Source organism: Herbaspirillum sp. SJZ099, from assembly GCF_007828355.1.
In the GTDB taxonomy this organism is placed as follows: domain Bacteria; phylum Pseudomonadota; class Gammaproteobacteria; order Burkholderiales; family Burkholderiaceae_D; genus Herbaspirillum.
Map to the genome: position 1 here is coordinate 306,221 of NZ_VIUO01000001.1, position 15,699 is coordinate 321,919.

The following is a 15,699-nucleotide window of genomic DNA, read 5'->3' on the forward strand; positions in this document are numbered from 1 at the left end:
GATGGGGAGTACAATGGACAACGTTTACATCCCGTTTTTGCAGCCAGCCTGACCGGCTGCCGCCACAAGCGGCCCGTCCGGATTTCAGCGCGCTTCATTGCTTATGTCCCAACTCAAGTTCGACCTGCATTGCCATTCCAACGTCTCCGACGGCCTGCTGTCGCCGGAACAGGTGGCGGCGCGCGCCAAAGCCAACGGCGTCGATGTCTGGGCGCTGACCGACCATGACGAACTGGGCGGCGTGGCGCGCGCGCGCGCGGCGGCCGAGGCGCTGGGCATGCGCTACATCCCCGGCGTGGAAATCTCGGTCACCTGGGCCGGCCAGACGGTGCATATCGTGGGATTGCGGGTCGATGAAACCAACCGGACGCTGATCGAGGGCTTGTACGCCACGCGCAACGGCCGTGAACGCCGTGCGCGCGAGATTGCAAGCGGGCTGGAAAAGGTCGGCATTTGCGGCGCCTTCGAAGGCGCGCTCAGGCACGTCGGCAATCCCGACCTGATCTCGCGCACGCACTTCGCGCGCTACATGGTCGAGGCCGGGCACTGCGGCGATACCCGGGAGGTATTCGCCAATTACCTCACCGAAGGCAAGCCTGGCTACGTGCCGCACCGCTGGGCCACGCTGAAGGAATCGGTGGACTGGATCCGCGGCGCCGGCGGCGTGGCGGTGATCGCCCATCCGGGGCGCTACCAGTACACGCAGACGCAATTCTGCGCGCTGTTCGACGAATTCAAGCAGTTGGGCGGCGCCGCCATCGAAGTCAATACCGGCAGCCATACCCCGGAGCAATACGAGGAATATGCGCAGGTAGCGCGCAGTTACGGTTTCCTGGCCTCGATGGGTTCCGATTTCCACGGGCCGGGCGAATCGCGGGTCGATTTGGGGGCGTTGCCGCCGCTGCCCAAGGGGTTGACCCCGGTATGGCATGACTGGGATTTGTAAGCTCTTGAATTTCCGGTATTAGAATCCTATCTAATAACCACTTTCCAGATAGGAGTTTTCCCAATGAAACGAATCTTGCTGTTTGTTGCGACCAACATTGCCGTGCTGGTTGTGATGAGCGTCATCTTGTCGTTGCTGGGCGTGGACCGTTTCCTCACGCAGGCCGGCCTGAACTTGCCGATGCTGCTGGTGTTTTCGCTGGTGGTCGGCTTTACCGGGTCGATCATTTCCCTGTTGATGAGCAAGACCATGGCCAAGTGGTCGACCGGCGCGCGCGTGATCGAAACGCCGGCCAACGGCACCGAGGTGTGGCTGGTGCAGACCGTTGGCACGCTGGCCCAGCGCGCCGGCATCGGCATGCCCGAGGTAGCGGTATACGAGGGCGAACCCAATGCCTTTGCCACCGGCGCCTTCCGCGACTCGGCATTGGTGGCGGTGTCCACCGGGCTCTTGCAAGGCATGACCAAGGATGAAGTGGAGGCGGTGCTGGGCCACGAAGTCGCCCACATCGCCAACGGCGACATGGTGACCATGACGCTGATCCAGGGCGTGGTGAACACCTTCGTGGTCTTCCTCTCGCGCGTGGTCGGCTATTTTGTCGACTCGGCCCTGCGCCGCAATAATGATAGTTCCGGCCCCGGCATCGGCTATATGGTGACCGTGATGGTGTGCCAGGTCGTGTTCGGCATCGGCGCCTCGATCATCGTGGCCTGGTTTTCGCGCCACCGCGAATTCCGTGCCGATGCCGGCTCGGCGCGCCTCCTGGGCAGCCCGCAGCCGATGATCCAGGCACTGGCGCGGCTGGGCGGTTTCACGCCCGACGGCCTGCCGCAATCGATGGCGGCCATGGGCATCAGCGACAAGCCGGGTATCATGGAGCTGTTTTCGACGCACCCGCCGCTGGAGCAGCGTATCGCAGCCCTGCGCGGCCAGCGTTAACATAACGGAACGACAGGAACGGCGGTGGCGACACCGCCGTTTTGCATTTTTTGACGATGGCCGATGGCCTATGCATTGGAAGTGATACTGGAAGTGATGTCATGAGTCAGTTTTTCGAAATCCATCCCGACAATCCGCAACTGCGCCTGATCAAGCAAGCGGCGCAGATCATCCATCAGGGAGGCCTGGTCGCCTTGCCGACCGATTCCTGCTACGCGCTGGTCTGCCAGCTGGACAACAAGGACGCGGTCGAACGCGTGCGCCGCATCCGCGGCGTGGACGACAAGCACCACCTGACGCTCCTGTGTCGCGACTTGTCTGAAATCTCCCAGTACGCCAAGGTCGACAACCGCCAGTACCGCCTGCTCAAGGCGGCCACGCCGGGCGCCTACACCTTCATCCTGGAAGCCACCAAGGAAGTGCCGCGCCGCCTGTCCCACCCTTCGCGCAAGACCATCGGCCTGCGCGTGCCGCAGAACCGCATCGCCCACATGCTGCTGGAAGAACTGGGCCAGCCGCTGCTGGGCACCACCCTGAACCTGCCGGACGACGAATTGCCGCTGACCAACGCCGACGACATCCGCGCCCGGCTGGAAAAGCAGATCGAACTGGTGATCGACAGCGGCGCCTGCAGCCTGGAGCCCACCACGGTGATCGACCTGACCGACGACAACGAAGTGGTGCTGGTGCGCCAGGGCCGGGGCGATGCCGGCATCTTCGGCTTGCAGGCTGCCTGAACATCTGTCTGTAATGCTCCGCCAGGGCAGGGTTCCGAAGTTTTGGAATTTCCCCGGCCCGCTCTTGCCTCTCTGATAAAATCCCCGCCCATGAACGATCTCATCCAGACTGTCGCGGTGTATGCGCTTCCCGTTTTGTTCGCCATTACACTGCACGAGGCAGCGCACGCCTACGCGGCAAGGTTTTTCGGCGACAACACGGCTTATTCGATGGGGCGCATGAGCCTCAATCCGCTCAAGCACATCGACCCCTTCGGCACCATCCTGATCCCGGTACTGCTGTATTTCGCCACCAGCGGCGCCTTCCTGTTCGGCTACGCCAAACCGGTACCGATCAATTTCGGCCATTTGCGCCGTCCCAAGCGCGACATGGCATGGGTCGCGTTGGCCGGGCCGGGCGCCAATTTCCTGATGGCGCTGCTGTGGACGCTGGTGATCTACGGGCTGGCGCTGGGCGGCGTGCAGGAAGAGTTCTTCATGCTCATGGCCAAGGCCGGGGTGCTGACCAACCTGGTCATGTTTGCCTTCAACCTGTTCCCGATCCCGCCGCTGGACGGCGGTCGTGTGCTGACCAGCTTGTTGCCGAACAAATATGCGTATAAGTTCGCGCAGATCGAACCCTACGGCTTTTTCATCGTGATGGCGCTGGTGCTGCTCAAGGTGATCTACACTTGGTGGATGGCGCCGGTCATGTATGCCGCAAGCCTGTTGCTGCAACTGATCACGTACCCGATCACTTTCCTGTTCCATTGAACCGCCACCGCCAAGAACACAGCCACCGCCATGTATCCTGACCGCGTTGTCTCCGGCATGCGCCCCACGGGCGCGCTGCACCTGGGCCACTACCACGGCGCCCTGAAGAACTGGGTGAGGTTGCAATCCGAATTGCCTTGCCTGTTCTTCGTCGCGGACTGGCATGCATTGACCACCCACTACGACGATCCGTCCGTCATCGAAACCAGCACCTGGGAAATGGTGATCGACTGGCTCGCTGCCGGCGTCGATCCCGCGCAGTCGACCCTGTTCATCCAGTCGCGCGTGCCCGAGCATGCCGAGCTGCACCTGCTGCTGTCGATGGCCACGCCGCTGGGCTGGCTGGAACGCGTGCCGACCTACAAGGACCAGCAGGAAAAGCTGTCCGACCGCGACCTGGCGACCTACGGCTTCCTCGGCTATCCATTGCTGCAGGCCGCCGATGTGCTGATCTACCGCGCCAGCCAGGTGCCGGTCGGCGAGGACCAGGTGCCGCATATCGAGATCATGCGCGAGATCGCGCGCCGCTTTAACCACCTGTACGGCAAGGAAAAGGGCTTCGAAGAGAAGGCTCGCGCAGCCGTCAAGAAACTGGGCGGCAAGCGCTCCAAGCTGTACCTGGAACTGCGCACGCAATTCCAGGAAAAGGGCGATGAGGAAGCGCTGGAGCAGGCCAAGGCGATGCTGGACGATGCCCAGAACCTGTCGATGATCGACCGTGAGCGCCTGTTCGGCTACCTCGAAGGCAGCCGCAAGCTGATCCTGACCGAGCCGCAGGCGCTGCTGACGGAAGCGTCGCGCCTGCCGGGGCTGGACGGCGCCAAGATGTCCAAGAGCTATGGCAATGCCATCGCCCTGCGCGAAGACAAGGAATCGGTCACGAAAAAGGTGCGCACCATGCCGACCGACCCGCAACGCGTGCGCCGCAGCGACGCCGGCGATCCGGACAAATGCCCGGTATGGCAATTCCACATGGTGTATTCTGCGCCTGAGGTGCAGGAATGGGCGGCCAAGGGGTGCCGTTCAGCCGGGATCGGTTGCCTGGAATGCAAGCAGCCGGTGATCGATGCCATCTTGCAAGAGCAGCAACCGATGCTGGAACGGGCGCAGCCTTACCTGGACGACCCGTCCCTGGTGCGGGCGATCGTGGCCGATGGCTGCGAAAAGGCGCGCAAACTGGCGCAAGACACCATGCGCGACGTGCGCGAGTCGATGGGGCTGGGGTATTGAGGCCGCGGCGGCAGGGGCTGCGCAGCTTTTGTCCGGATGCCGGAAAGCTTGCCGAGAATCAGGCTTTTTTACTTCCGCTTTCATCTATCAGCCCCGCGAATTGACCGATTCCGGCCTCTATCCGCTACAATCGGTCTTTTATTTCTGACCATACTTCAAAAGTACGCACATCATGATCAAGGGTAGCATTGTTGCAATCGTCACTCCCATGCATCCGGACGGCAGCCTCGATTTCGACGGCCTGCGCAAACTGATCGACTGGCACATCGCCGAGGGAACCGACAGCATCGTCATCGTCGGCACTACCGGCGAATCGCCCACTGTCTCGATGGAAGAACACTGCGAACTGATCAAGGTCGCGGTGGAGCATACTGCCAAACGCATTCCCATCATCGCCGGCACCGGCGGCAACTCGACGGCCGAGGCCATCGAGCTGACCGAGTTCGCCAAGAAGGTCGGCGCCGATGCCTCGCTGCAGGTCGTTCCCTATTACAACCGTCCGACCCAGGAAGGCATGTATCTTCACTTCAAGAAGATCGCCGAATCGGTCGACCTGCCGGTGATCCTGTACAACGTGCCCGGCCGCACCGTGGCCGATATGAGCAACGAGACCATCCTGCGCCTGGCGCAAGTGAAGGGTATCGTCGGCGTCAAGGACGCCACCGGCAATATCGGGCGCGGCACCGACCTGATCCGCCTGGCGCCGAAATCGTTCGCCGTCTATTCCGGCGACGACCCGACTGCGATCGCGCTCATGCTGTACGGCGGCGCCGGCAACATCTCGGTCACCGCCAACATCGCGCCGCGCGACATGCATGAACTGTGCGTTGCCGCCATGGGCGGCAACGTCGCGCGCGCGGTCGAACTGAACAACAAGCTGCTGCCGCTGCATAACAAGCTGTTTGTCGAACCCAATCCGGTGCCGCTGAAGTGGGCCATGCAGGAGATGGGTTTGATCGGTTCCGGCATGCGCTTGCCGCTGGCGCCGCTGGGCGCCGGCTTCCACGATACCGTGCGCGCGGCTTTGCGCGAGTCGGGTGTATTAAAATAACGGACTTGGCTGTTTCTGCCCTTTCTGGCCGTCTTCCGAAAAACGATCCCGCTTTCAATAGTAACGATATGACTAATCGCAAGAACGTTCGTCCTGTAGTCCGCACCGCGTACAGCACTCTTACCCAACGCAGTATCGTCGTCGCACTGGCTCTCGCGGCACTCGCAGGATGCTCGTCGGTCGGCAGCATACTCGAAGGCGATCGTATCGATTACAAGAGCGCGGAAAAGGCCCGCGGCCCGCGTCTGGAAATCCCGCCCGACCTGACCCAGCTGCAGCGCGACAACCGCTATGCGATCCCCGAGGCCAACAAGGGCGTGGCTACCGCTTCCGGCTATACCCTGGAGCAACAGACCAAGCCAACGGCTGAAGTCGCCTCGGTGGCGCCGCAGGCCAACGGCAGCGACATCCGCATCGAACGCGACGGCACCCAGCGCTGGCTGGTGGTCAAGCAGTCCCCCGAAGTCCTGTGGCCGCAGATCAAGGACTTCTGGCAGGACAGCGGCTTCCTGATCAACATCGAATCGCCGGATACCGGCGTGATGGAAACCGACTGGGCCGAGAACCGCGCCAAGATCCCGCAGGATTTCGTGCGCAACACGCTGGGCAAGGTATTCGACTCGCTGTACTCGACCGGCGAACGCGACAAGTTCCGCACCCGCCTGGAGCGCGGCCCCAACGGCACCACCGAGATCTTCATCAGCCACCGCGGCGCCGAGGAAGTGCTGACCGGCTCGGCCAAGGAAACCTCGGTATGGACCGCGCGTCCGTCCGATCCGGGCCTGGAAGCTGAATTCCTGGCGCGCCTGATGGTGCGCCTGGGCGCCGAAGAAACCAAGGCCAAGGCCGCCGTGGCCAATGCTCCGTCGCTGCAGGCCCGTTCCAGGCTGTTGAAGAGCGCCGCCGGTTCCAGCGTCCAGGTCGATGAAAGCTTCGACCGCGCATGGCGCCGCGTGGGCCTGGCGCTGGACCGCGTCGGTTTCACCGTGGAAGACCGCGACCGCACCCAGGGCACCTATTTCGTGCGCTATGTCGACCAGAACCAGGACGCCAAGGACAAGAAGGACCAGGGCTTCTTCTCGCGCATCTTCTCCAGCTCCAAGGACAAGGAAAAGACCGCCGCCAAGTACCGTATCGTGGTCAAGGGCAGCGGCGACAGCAGCAACATCGTGGTTCAGAACGGCGAAGGCAAGCCGGAGGTCTCCGATACTGCCGACAAGATCCTCGGCCTGCTGAACGAGCAGCTGAAGTAAGTCGCTGCAATGGCAATGGGTTATCGGGGCCGCGCATGAAGTTCGCGAGCCTCGGTAGCGGCAGCGAAGGCAATGCGCTGCTGATTTCGGCCGCAGCCGGCTCACATCGCCCCAATGCGGGGACGACCGTGATGCTGGACTGCGGCTTTGCTTTGCGCGAAACCGAAAGGCGCATGCTGCGCATCGGCATCGATCCCTCGGATGTTGCCGCCATCGTGGTGACCCACGAACATTCCGACCATGTCAGCGGCGTCTTCAAGTTCGCGCGCCGCTACCGCATTCCGGTCTGGCTCAGTTACGGCACCTACCAGGCGATCGCGGATCACGCCGCCGATGTCGACATCCAATTGTGCGCCGATGGCCAGAAGGTCGCCATCGGCGACCTTGAACTCACCCCCTACACCGTACCGCACGACGCCCGCGAACCGATCCAGTACATCGCAAGCGACGGCGACCGGCGCCTGGGCGTATTGACTGACGCCGGGCAGTCCACGTCCCACATGATCCAGGCATTGGGCGCCTGCGATTCGCTTCTGCTCGAATGCAATCACGACCGCGCCATGCTGGAGAATTCCCCTTACCCGGCTTTCCTCAAGCGCCGCATCGGCGGGGCGTACGGGCACCTGGCCAATGAAACCAGCGCCGAGATCCTGCAGTTGCTCGACAAGAGCCGCCTCAAACAGGTGGTCGGCGCTCACTTGAGCCGCCAGAACAACACGCCTGCACTGGCGCGCGCAGCCTTGGAGAGCGTGCTTGGCGGCAGCTTCGGCGGTATCGACATCGCTTGCCAGGACGAGGGTTTCGGCTGGCGCGACGTGTAAAGAAAAAGCGAGCAGGTCAGCCTCCCGTCAGCTTTGCCGGGCATGCCCCTGAAACATTCTGTTGCGATTTCGATGCCCTCTGCGCCTGCGCGCGGGGCCTATCCAATGTCTTTTCCATCTCCGCGCGCAAGACCGGAATGTCCATGCAGGTACTGAAGGTAAAAAATCAAATGGGCCAGGGAAGGGCAAGGACTGGCGCCGGCAGAAAATGCAGGGGCATTGGCAGCCCTGGGTGCGTCTGTAAGGGCTTTGTCAGGAGCGGTGGTGAAAAGGGTGTCCGCCCGACCGTCAACGCGCCAGGGCCGTTCTATTGAGGCGCAGGGGGCTTTCGCATATCGCCCGGTTCGCGATGGGGATGTGCGCGTAACAGCAGGAAGGTTGGAGAGGGGATGCGGGGGAGAGGCGCGGGCGAAAAAAAACCGGTCGTGAGACCGGTTTTTTGAAAATAATCTGATGATTATTTTGCCGGGGCTTCAGCTGGCTTGGCAGCGTCGGCAGCAGGAGCAGCGTCAGCCGGCTTGGCGGCGTCAGCAGCAGGAGCAGCAGCGTCAGCGGCCGGAGCAGCAGGTGCAGCAGCAGGAGCTTCAGCAGCGGCAGGAGCGGCAGCAGGAGCTTCAGCAGCAGGTGCTGGTGCAGGAGCTTCTTCCTTCTTGCCGCAAGCAGCCAGGGCAACAGCCAACAACGAAGCGATCAACAGAGTCTTTTTCATGAATATTCCTTCAGTATTTAAAAATTGTGCGATGAATAATTACCGGTAATTATCGCTCTACAGGAGGCTCTCGCCGTACTTGGAAACCTCGCGGTTTCGTTTCGGTTCTTGCTTCTTTTTACTGCCGAAACTTGCTCGGACAACGAAAACTTTCCAGCCCGTCATTATAGCTATTTTTTTTCGATATCACACCGAAATCATTCTTTTTCGTAAGAATTTGTAAGTTCTTACAATTGAATCCATGTGGCCGGAAGGCCTTTATCCAGGCCGCTTTCCGCCGATCGTCGAATGGCAGGCCCGTGTGTTTTTGGGATATTTTGAAGCAAATCAAGAAAATTCCAGCCACCCGCTTTCATGCCATTGATGCAAGGCTTCGAGCAGGTCTTCCGAGGCGTTTTCGAATTCCGATTTTTCCAGCCGGCGATGATTGGCCAGCTTGGCGAGAATGACTTTGTCGGCCCGCCCGACCTGGAACGACTCGCCGTTGATGAACACGTTCGAGCCGCGATAGAGCATCTGCGATTTGCGGTGCAATGCCAATCCGCGCTTTTTGGCGCCCTGGTAAAAGCGAGCAAAGGACAATTGCTCGGCCGGCGCATCGAAGAACACGCTGGGTTTGGGCTCCGACAAATGCTGGCCGAGGAAGATGGCGATGTCATCGTCGGTGAAACGGATCTTGTTCAATTCGTCGCGGATGCGGCCGAGCATGTCGGCCGGCAGTTCGGCCGGATTGGCGCTGGGCTTGAGATCCGGATCGGCATAGCGGCCGGGCAGGTCGATGGTGTCCATCATGAAGTCGAGGAAGGACTCGCCCAGTTCCTGGTAGGCCGGCGCGCGAAAGCCGATGGAATATGTCATGCATTCGCCGACGGCCGTGCCGTCGTGCGCGTAATGCGGCGGCAGGTAAAGCATGTCGCCCGGTTCCAGCACGAACTCTTCTTCCGGCTGGAAGTTGCTCAGTATTTTCAGCGGCACCCCGTCCTCCAGCGACAGGTCGTCCTGTGCGCTGATGCGCCAGCGGCGCCGGCCATGCGCCTGCAACAGGAACACGTCGTAGGAATCGAAGTGCGGGCCGACGCCGCCGCCGTCGCTGGCGTAGCTGATCATCAGGTCGTCCAGGCGCGCGTCGGGGATGAAGCGGAACTGGCGCAGCAGCGCATCGGCCGCCGCATGGTGCAGGTTGACGCCTTGCACCAGCAGCGTCCAGGCCTTTTGCTTGAGCGCCGGCAGCTTGTCGATGGGGCCGTGCTGCATGTCCCAGCCTGCGGCGCGGTGCGTGATCAGACGCGATTCGACGTCGTCGCGCCTGGCCAGGTCGAACAGTTCGGCGCGCGGCAGCGGCGCCTCAAAGCCGGGAATGGCCTGGCGGATCAGCAACGGTTTCTTGTGCCAGTAGTCACGCAGGAATTGGGCGGGCGTGAGGCCGCCGAGCAGGGCGAGTTTTTTCATCGCAACATTATAGGCGCGCGCGCCGCGTTGAAACGCCGCCAAGGCGACGAAGTTTGATGCGGGTATAATCGCGCTTTGATTAAAGAAGAGTCCTTGCCGCGCGGGAATGGCAAGGGGGAACGCTCTTTGGCCCCACTGTGCCCGGCCATGAACGGCAAGCGCCGCGGAAAGCGGCATTGAAAGCATGGCAGGCCGCTCCCGCACCCAATACCGTTAGCAAAGGACCCCACACGATGAAGATCGCAAAGAACTCCGTAGTTTCCGTGAACTATAAATTGTCGGACGCGCAAAACAACCTGATCGAGGAAAGCCGCGAGCCGATGGTTTACCTGCACGGCGGCTACCAGAACACGCTGCCCAAGATCGAAGAAGCGCTGGACGGCAAGGAAGCCGGTTTCAAGACCACCATCCAGGTCGAGCCGGAAGATGCCTTCGGCGAGTACGACTCCAACCTGGTCAAGATCGAGCCGCTGTCGCGCCTGCCGCAACCGACCGAAGTCGGCATGCAGTTCGAAGGTTCGCCGGATGACGACAGCGAAGAATCGGTCATCTTCACCGTCACCGAAGTGGCCGACGGCAAGGCCGTGCTGGACGGCAACCATCCGCTGGCCGGCATCGCGCTGCGCTTTGAACTGTCCGTGACCGAAGTGCGCGCCGCCTCCGACGAGGAAATCGCCCACGGCCACGTGCACGGACCGCACGGCCATCATCACCATCACGGCGACGATGCGGCCGAAGACGGCGACCATTTCCGCAGCCACCCGCTGAACTGATCCGGCCGCCGGCCTGCTTCGGATTCAAATGGAAACGCCCGCAGCATTGGCTGCGGGCGTTTTGCTTTCAGGGCCCGGCAACCTGCCGGCAAGAGGCGAATTCAGCGCCGCTCGCCATCGGCATCGGCCACCGCAAACAATTGCGGAAGATGGTCGTCCACCACGATCTTCAGCCAGCGCTCGCCCGCGCCTACGCTGCCCAGGTTGCCGCTCCACAGGATATGCGGCGGCCCCTTGCCCTTGGCGGCTTCGCCATGCACGACCAGCACCCGCCCCCGGTACTTGCCGGCCAGGTCGGAGAAAGTGCGGCGCATCTCGGCGAAACCGTCGCGCTGGGTGCGGAAAAAGGAACGCTTCGGCGGCGAGCCGAAAGGATTGCCATCGGTAAAGAACACGATGGCGGCCGATTTTTTCAGGGCCGCGAAGGCGAACAGGTGCTGCAGCCAGTTGCGGTTGGCGATCAGGCGGTCTTCGAACTCGTTGTTGCGCCCGCCGTCGAGCAGGAAATGGTTGTTGCCGGCCGGGAGGTTGACGGTGGCGAACAGGACATTGCCGACTTCCCAGCGCGAATTCTCGGCATAGCTGCGGAACTTGGCCGTGAGCGACTGGCGCAGCAGCGGCAGCTTGCTGGCGCCGAAAGAGAACTCCCCGGAATAGAACTGCTCGCGCACGCGCGCCAGGCGCTCGATGGCGTCGGAGCGTTGCGCACGGTCGCGGCAGGCAATCCAGTCGCTGGCGGCCAGCGACACGATCACGCCATTTTGCGCATGCGAAAGAATGTCGCGTCGTTGGCCATACAGGGCATCGTCGCAGGGCTCGGCGGAGGACTTGATGCCGTTGACCACGACGAACGCCAGGTTGTCGGCATCGGTTTCGGCGATGGCCTGGCGCAGCGCCTCTTCTCCGCCGCCGCCGGCAAACGCATGGCTGATCATGCCGAAGGCGAAGTCTTGCGGCGCCGCCGATACCGGCCGTGCCGGCATGGCGGCGGCAACGGCGAGCAGGGCGGTCAGCAGCAGGCGTGTCATGGTCGGTTCGGCATCGGTCAGCATCGGTTGCGGCCTGCGGTCAAGCCACGAGGTCAGTTGTTCCGGCTCAGTTCCTTCAGCTCGTATAGCGCATCGAGCGCCTGGCGCGGGGTCAGCGTATCGGGGTCGATTTGCTCCAGCGACTGGAGTACGGCTTGCGCCTGCGGATCCGGTTCGACTGCGACGGGCGGCGCTGGTTCGGCGCTGGCGCCATCCGTCTCCAGCGCGGCAGCATGCAGCGGTTCTTCGTCGCGTTCGATGAATTGCTGGGTACTGAACAGGTCGAATTGCGGCGTCGGCTGCACCGACTGGCTTTCCAGCGCCGAGAGGTGCTTGCGCGCGGCGCGGATCACCGGCGCCGGCACGCCGGCCAGTTGCGCCACCTGCAAGCCGTAGCTCTGCGAAGCCGGGCCGCTTTGCACCGCATGCAGGAACACGATGCTGTCCTTGTGTTCCACCGCCGACAAGTGCACGTTGGCGGCGCTCGGGTGGATTTCAGGCAACTGCGTCAGCTCGAAATAGTGGGTGGCGAACAGCGTGAAGCTGCGGGTCACGTCGATCAGGTGCCTGGCGATGGCCCAGGCCAGCGCCAGGCCGTCGAAGGTCGAGGTGCCGCGCCCGACTTCATCCATCAGCACCAGCGAATGCTCGCTGGCGTTGTTGAGGATGGCGGCCGATTCGGTCATTTCCACCATGAAGGTCGAGCGGCCGCCGGCCAGGTCGTCGGCCGCGCCGATGCGGGTGAAGATACGGTCGATCGGGCCGATGGCGGCGCTGGTTGCCGGCACGAAGCTGCCCACGTAGGCCAGCAGCGTGATCAGCGCCACCTGGCGCATGAAGGTGGATTTACCGCCCATGTTGGGGCCGGTGATCAAGAGCAGCTTGCGTTCGGCCGCCAGCTGGCAATCGTTGGCGATGAAGCGCTCGATCTGGTTTTCCACCACCGGATGGCGGCCCTGTTCGATCTGGATGCAGGGTTCGGCCACCAGTTGCGGCGCGCACCAGTTGTTGCGCGCGGCGTGGTCGGCCAGCGCCACCAGCGTGTCGAGCTGGGCCAGCGCGTGGGCGATGGCCTGCAGCGTGACGATATGCGGCGCCATGTCGTTCAGCAATTTTTCGTACAGGAATTTCTCGCGCGACAGCGAGCGTTCCTGCGCCGACAGCGCCTTGTCCTCGAAGGCCTTGAGCTCGGGGATGATGTAGCGCTCGGCGTTCTTGAGCGTCTGGCGGCGGCGGTAATCGTCCGGCACCTTGTCGCTCTGGCCGTTGGTGACCTCGATGTAGAAGCCGTGCACCTTGTTGTATTCCACGCGCAGGTTGGCGATGCCGGTGCGTGCGCGTTCGCGCGCTTCCAGGTCCAGCAGGTACTGGCCGGCGTTTTCCGACAGGCCGCGCAACTCGTCCAGCTCGGCATCAAAGCCGCGCGCGATCACGCCGCCGTCGCGCACCAGCGCGGCCGGTTCCAGCATGATGGCGCGTTCCAGCAGATCCAGGCATTCCACCGGCGTGGCCAGCGCTTCATGCAGTTGCCTGAGCAGCGGCGCATCGGCGTCGCGCGCGCACATGTCGACATAGGCGCGCAGCGAGCCAAGCTGCTGCAGGCCGGCGCGCAAGCCCGCCAAGTCGCGCGGGCGCGCCGACAGCAGGGCGATGCGGGTAGTGATGCGTTCGATATCGGGCACCGCCGCCAGCGTGGCCGACAGGCCCGAGCAGGCATCGGTGCGCATCAGCGCATTGATGGCGGCGTGGCGCGCGCGCGCCACGTCCTGGTCGCGCAGCGCATGGTGCAGCCAATGGCGCAACAGGCGCGAACCCATCGCGGTGCGGCAATGGTCGAGCGTGGAGAACAGCGTCGGCGCCAGCGCATTGGCATCCTGGGCGCGGATGGTCTCGGTCAGTTCGAGGTTGCGGCGGGTGGCCGCATCCAGTCCGATGAATTCGTTTTCCGATTCGACCGTGAGCGCGCGCACATGCTGCAGGCCGCGGCCTTGCGTCGACTGCGCGTAACGCAGCAGCGCGCCGGCCGCGCCGATGGCCGTGCTCAGGCCTTGCGCGCCGAAGCCGTCCAGCGTCGCCACCGACAATTGCTCCAGCAAGGCCTTTTCGCTGCTGGGCTGGTCGAAATGCCAGTCGGGCACCGTCACGGCGCGATTGGGCAACAGCGGTTCGCATTGTTCCAGCTGGCTGTCGGCAATCAGGATCTCGGCCGGGGAGATGCGTTCCAGTTCCTGCTTGATGCGGGTTTCGAGCACATTGGCATCGACCGTGAACTCCATCAGCTTCAATGCGCCGCTGGCCATCGACAGCCACGACAGGCCGACCTGCACTTGCTTGCGCGGCCGGCCGGCGGCGATCTGCATCGCCAGCAGGCAGCGTTCGGCCTTTTCCGGCAACAGGTCGGAGTCGGTCAGCGTGCCGGGGGTGACTACCCGCACCACCTTGCGCTCGACCGGTCCCTTGCTAGTGGCCGGGTCGCCGATCTGCTCGCAGATCGCCACCGACTCGCCCAGTTTGATCAGGCGCGCCAGGTATTGCTCGACGGAGTGGAAGGGCACGCCGGCCATCTTGATCGGCGTGCCGTTGGACGAGCCGCGCTGGGTCAGCGTCACGCCCATCAGGCGCGAGGCTTTCTCGGCGTCGTCGAAAAACAGTTCATAGAAGTCGCCCATCCGGTAGAACAGCAGGGTCTGCGGATGGTCGGCCTTGATGCGCAGGTATTGCTGCATCATCGGCGTATGGGCGGCGAGGTCTTTGGTCATCAGGCGATTGGTTCAGAACCCGAAGCTCGGGTATTGCGTGTCAGGAATTGCGTCTGCCGCACGCGCCGTGGCGCAGGAAAAGTCCACGGCCGGCGACAGGAAAGGCTGGCCGGGCGCTGGCGGATGGCTCGTGCCGGGCATGCCATAAATCAAAAATGCGGACCTGGGTCCGCATGCATGAGAGGGGATTGTACGCGTAATGGGGCGGGGTAGCCAAGCCGGGCGTGGGGCGAATTCAGCGCCGATGGGGAAAGGACGTGAAAAGGGATCAAATGGGTAGGGCTGCTCCGAATATCCGGAGAGTTTCCCGAGTTCATTGCTATGCCTGGTAGTGATACGACATCAGGCGAAAGTATTTTGTAAAGACTTGAAAAATGGGCGGATTCGAATCCGGGAGGTCGTCTATGGGAAATAGTGTTGCTGTCAGTCGGTGACAAGGATGTTTTCCTCATTCTCAAGTTTGCAAAATATACTTGAACGGATATATTATGATGTCGCAACAACGCAAGCTCCTATACTGGGAAGGGGCATCGAAAAAGGATTTCAAGGCATTTCCGATTGATGTACAAAAAGACATGGGTGTGGCCTTGTTCATCGTTCAATCGGGCGGCACGCCGGAGTCGGCCAAGCCTTGGAAGGGGCTGGGTTCGGGGGTGTACGAACTGGTGGAGGACTATCGGGGCGACACTTTTCGCGCGGTCTATACCGTGCGGGTAGGAGACGCAGTGCATGTGTTGCATGCGTTCCAGAAGAAATCCAAATCCGGAATTGCTACGCCGCAGCCGGATGTGGAACTGATCGAAAAACGGCTGAAGGCAGTGCTCGCACGTTACAGGGTGAGCGGGAGAGCATGATGACACATGAAGACAATCCAAAAGGCACCGACAACGTGTTGCAGGATCTTGGTTTCGAGGATGCCGAAGAACTGTCGGCGAAGGCCGCGCTTGCCCTTAAATTTAATCAGTTGATCGAACAGCGCCGGCTGAGCCAGATGGAGGCGGCGGCGATCACTGGCATGACTCAGCCCAAGGTGTCGCAGATACGTCGCTACAAGCTCCAGAACATTTCACTGGAGCGGCTGATGCAGGCGCTGGTGTCGTTGGATCAACGTGTCGAGATCGTGGTGCAGCCTGCGCGCCGTGCCAAGGTTCCCGGCATCATCGTCGCAGTTTGATCGATCCAGTAAGTGAAGGCGGCGAGGCAATGAGGCAAAAAAACAGGCGGCCGCTTGCGCAACCGCCTGCCCAGCCC

The 15,699-nt window shown here is 62.3% G+C and carries 15 protein-coding genes; 11 read left to right on the plus strand and 4 right to left on the minus strand.

Annotated elements, in window-relative coordinates; translation table 11 throughout:
- Positions 1-103 precede the first annotated feature (103 nt).
- The 8 genes from FB597_RS01310 (at position 104) to FB597_RS01345 (ending at position 7,730) form a co-directional block, all read left to right on the plus strand.
- Positions 104-946 (plus strand): 3',5'-nucleoside bisphosphate phosphatase, encoded by an 843-nt coding sequence (locus FB597_RS01310; protein ID WP_141912996.1) that lies wholly within the window; start codon positions 104-106, stop codon positions 944-946.
- A gap of 63 nt (positions 947-1,009) precedes the next feature.
- Complete coding sequence (htpX, locus tag FB597_RS01315; RefSeq protein WP_141912998.1) at positions 1,010-1,885, plus strand: protease HtpX; 876 nt, start codon at positions 1,010-1,012, stop codon at positions 1,883-1,885.
- Positions 1,886-1,986: 101 nt separating this feature from the next.
- Complete coding sequence (locus FB597_RS01320; RefSeq protein ID WP_141913000.1) at positions 1,987-2,622, plus strand: L-threonylcarbamoyladenylate synthase; 636 nt, start codon at positions 1,987-1,989, stop codon at positions 2,620-2,622.
- Between the two features lie 90 nt (positions 2,623-2,712).
- The gene (locus tag FB597_RS01325; RefSeq protein ID WP_141913003.1) at positions 2,713-3,375 is read left to right on the plus strand and encodes a site-2 protease family protein; all 663 of its coding nucleotides are present in this window, start codon (positions 2,713-2,715) and stop codon (positions 3,373-3,375) included.
- 30 nt (positions 3,376-3,405) lie between these two features.
- The gene (locus FB597_RS01330) at positions 3,406-4,605 is read left to right on the plus strand and encodes a tryptophan--tRNA ligase (RefSeq protein WP_141913006.1); all 1,200 of its coding nucleotides are present in this window, start codon (positions 3,406-3,408) and stop codon (positions 4,603-4,605) included.
- 172 nt (positions 4,606-4,777) lie between these two features.
- Positions 4,778-5,656 (plus strand): 4-hydroxy-tetrahydrodipicolinate synthase, encoded by an 879-nt coding sequence (dapA, locus tag FB597_RS01335; RefSeq protein ID WP_141913009.1) that lies wholly within the window; start codon positions 4,778-4,780, stop codon positions 5,654-5,656.
- Between the two features lie 68 nt (positions 5,657-5,724).
- Positions 5,725-6,909, plus strand: coding sequence for an outer membrane protein assembly factor BamC (bamC, locus tag FB597_RS01340; protein ID WP_141913012.1), 1,185 nt, complete (start codon positions 5,725-5,727; stop codon positions 6,907-6,909).
- 35 nt (positions 6,910-6,944) lie between these two features.
- Positions 6,945-7,730 (plus strand): MBL fold metallo-hydrolase, encoded by a 786-nt coding sequence (locus FB597_RS01345; RefSeq protein ID WP_141913015.1) that lies wholly within the window; start codon positions 6,945-6,947, stop codon positions 7,728-7,730.
- Between the two features lie 457 nt (positions 7,731-8,187).
- Here FB597_RS01345 and FB597_RS20405 read toward each other — a convergent pair whose 3' ends face one another.
- Together FB597_RS20405 and FB597_RS01355 are read right to left on the minus strand one after the other, a co-directional pair.
- The gene (locus tag FB597_RS20405; protein WP_141913017.1) at positions 8,188-8,439 is read right to left on the minus strand and encodes a hypothetical protein; all 252 of its coding nucleotides are present in this window, start codon (positions 8,437-8,439) and stop codon (positions 8,188-8,190) included.
- Between the two features lie 327 nt (positions 8,440-8,766).
- Positions 8,767-9,888 (minus strand): cupin domain-containing protein, encoded by a 1,122-nt coding sequence (locus FB597_RS01355; RefSeq protein ID WP_141913019.1) that lies wholly within the window; start codon positions 9,886-9,888, stop codon positions 8,767-8,769.
- 233 nt (positions 9,889-10,121) lie between these two features.
- Here FB597_RS01355 and FB597_RS01360 point away from each other — a divergent pair, with 233 nt between their 5' ends.
- Positions 10,122-10,661, plus strand: coding sequence for a peptidylprolyl isomerase (locus FB597_RS01360; RefSeq protein WP_141913021.1), 540 nt, complete (start codon positions 10,122-10,124; stop codon positions 10,659-10,661).
- 101 nt (positions 10,662-10,762) lie between these two features.
- On the opposite strand, the gene FB597_RS01365 is transcribed toward FB597_RS01360, so the two are convergent.
- Both FB597_RS01365 and mutS read right to left on the minus strand, forming a co-directional pair.
- Positions 10,763-11,713, minus strand: coding sequence for a hypothetical protein (locus FB597_RS01365; RefSeq protein ID WP_370454621.1), 951 nt, complete (start codon positions 11,711-11,713; stop codon positions 10,763-10,765).
- A 29-nt stretch (positions 11,714-11,742) separates the two neighbouring features.
- Positions 11,743-14,448, minus strand: a complete 2,706-nt coding sequence (gene mutS / locus FB597_RS01370; RefSeq protein WP_144767702.1) for a DNA mismatch repair protein MutS — start codon at positions 14,446-14,448, stop codon at positions 11,743-11,745.
- Positions 14,449-14,939: 491 nt separating this feature from the next.
- On the opposite strand from mutS, the gene FB597_RS01375 reads away from it, so the two are divergent.
- Positions 14,940-15,302, plus strand: a complete 363-nt coding sequence (locus FB597_RS01375; RefSeq protein WP_144768352.1) for a type II toxin-antitoxin system RelE/ParE family toxin — start codon at positions 14,940-14,942, stop codon at positions 15,300-15,302.
- Positions 15,302-15,622, plus strand: coding sequence for a helix-turn-helix domain-containing protein (locus tag FB597_RS01380; protein ID WP_144768354.1), 321 nt, complete (start codon positions 15,302-15,304; stop codon positions 15,620-15,622). The genes FB597_RS01375 and FB597_RS01380 overlap by 1 nt, the downstream gene beginning before the upstream one ends.
- Positions 15,623-15,699 lie beyond the last annotated feature (77 nt).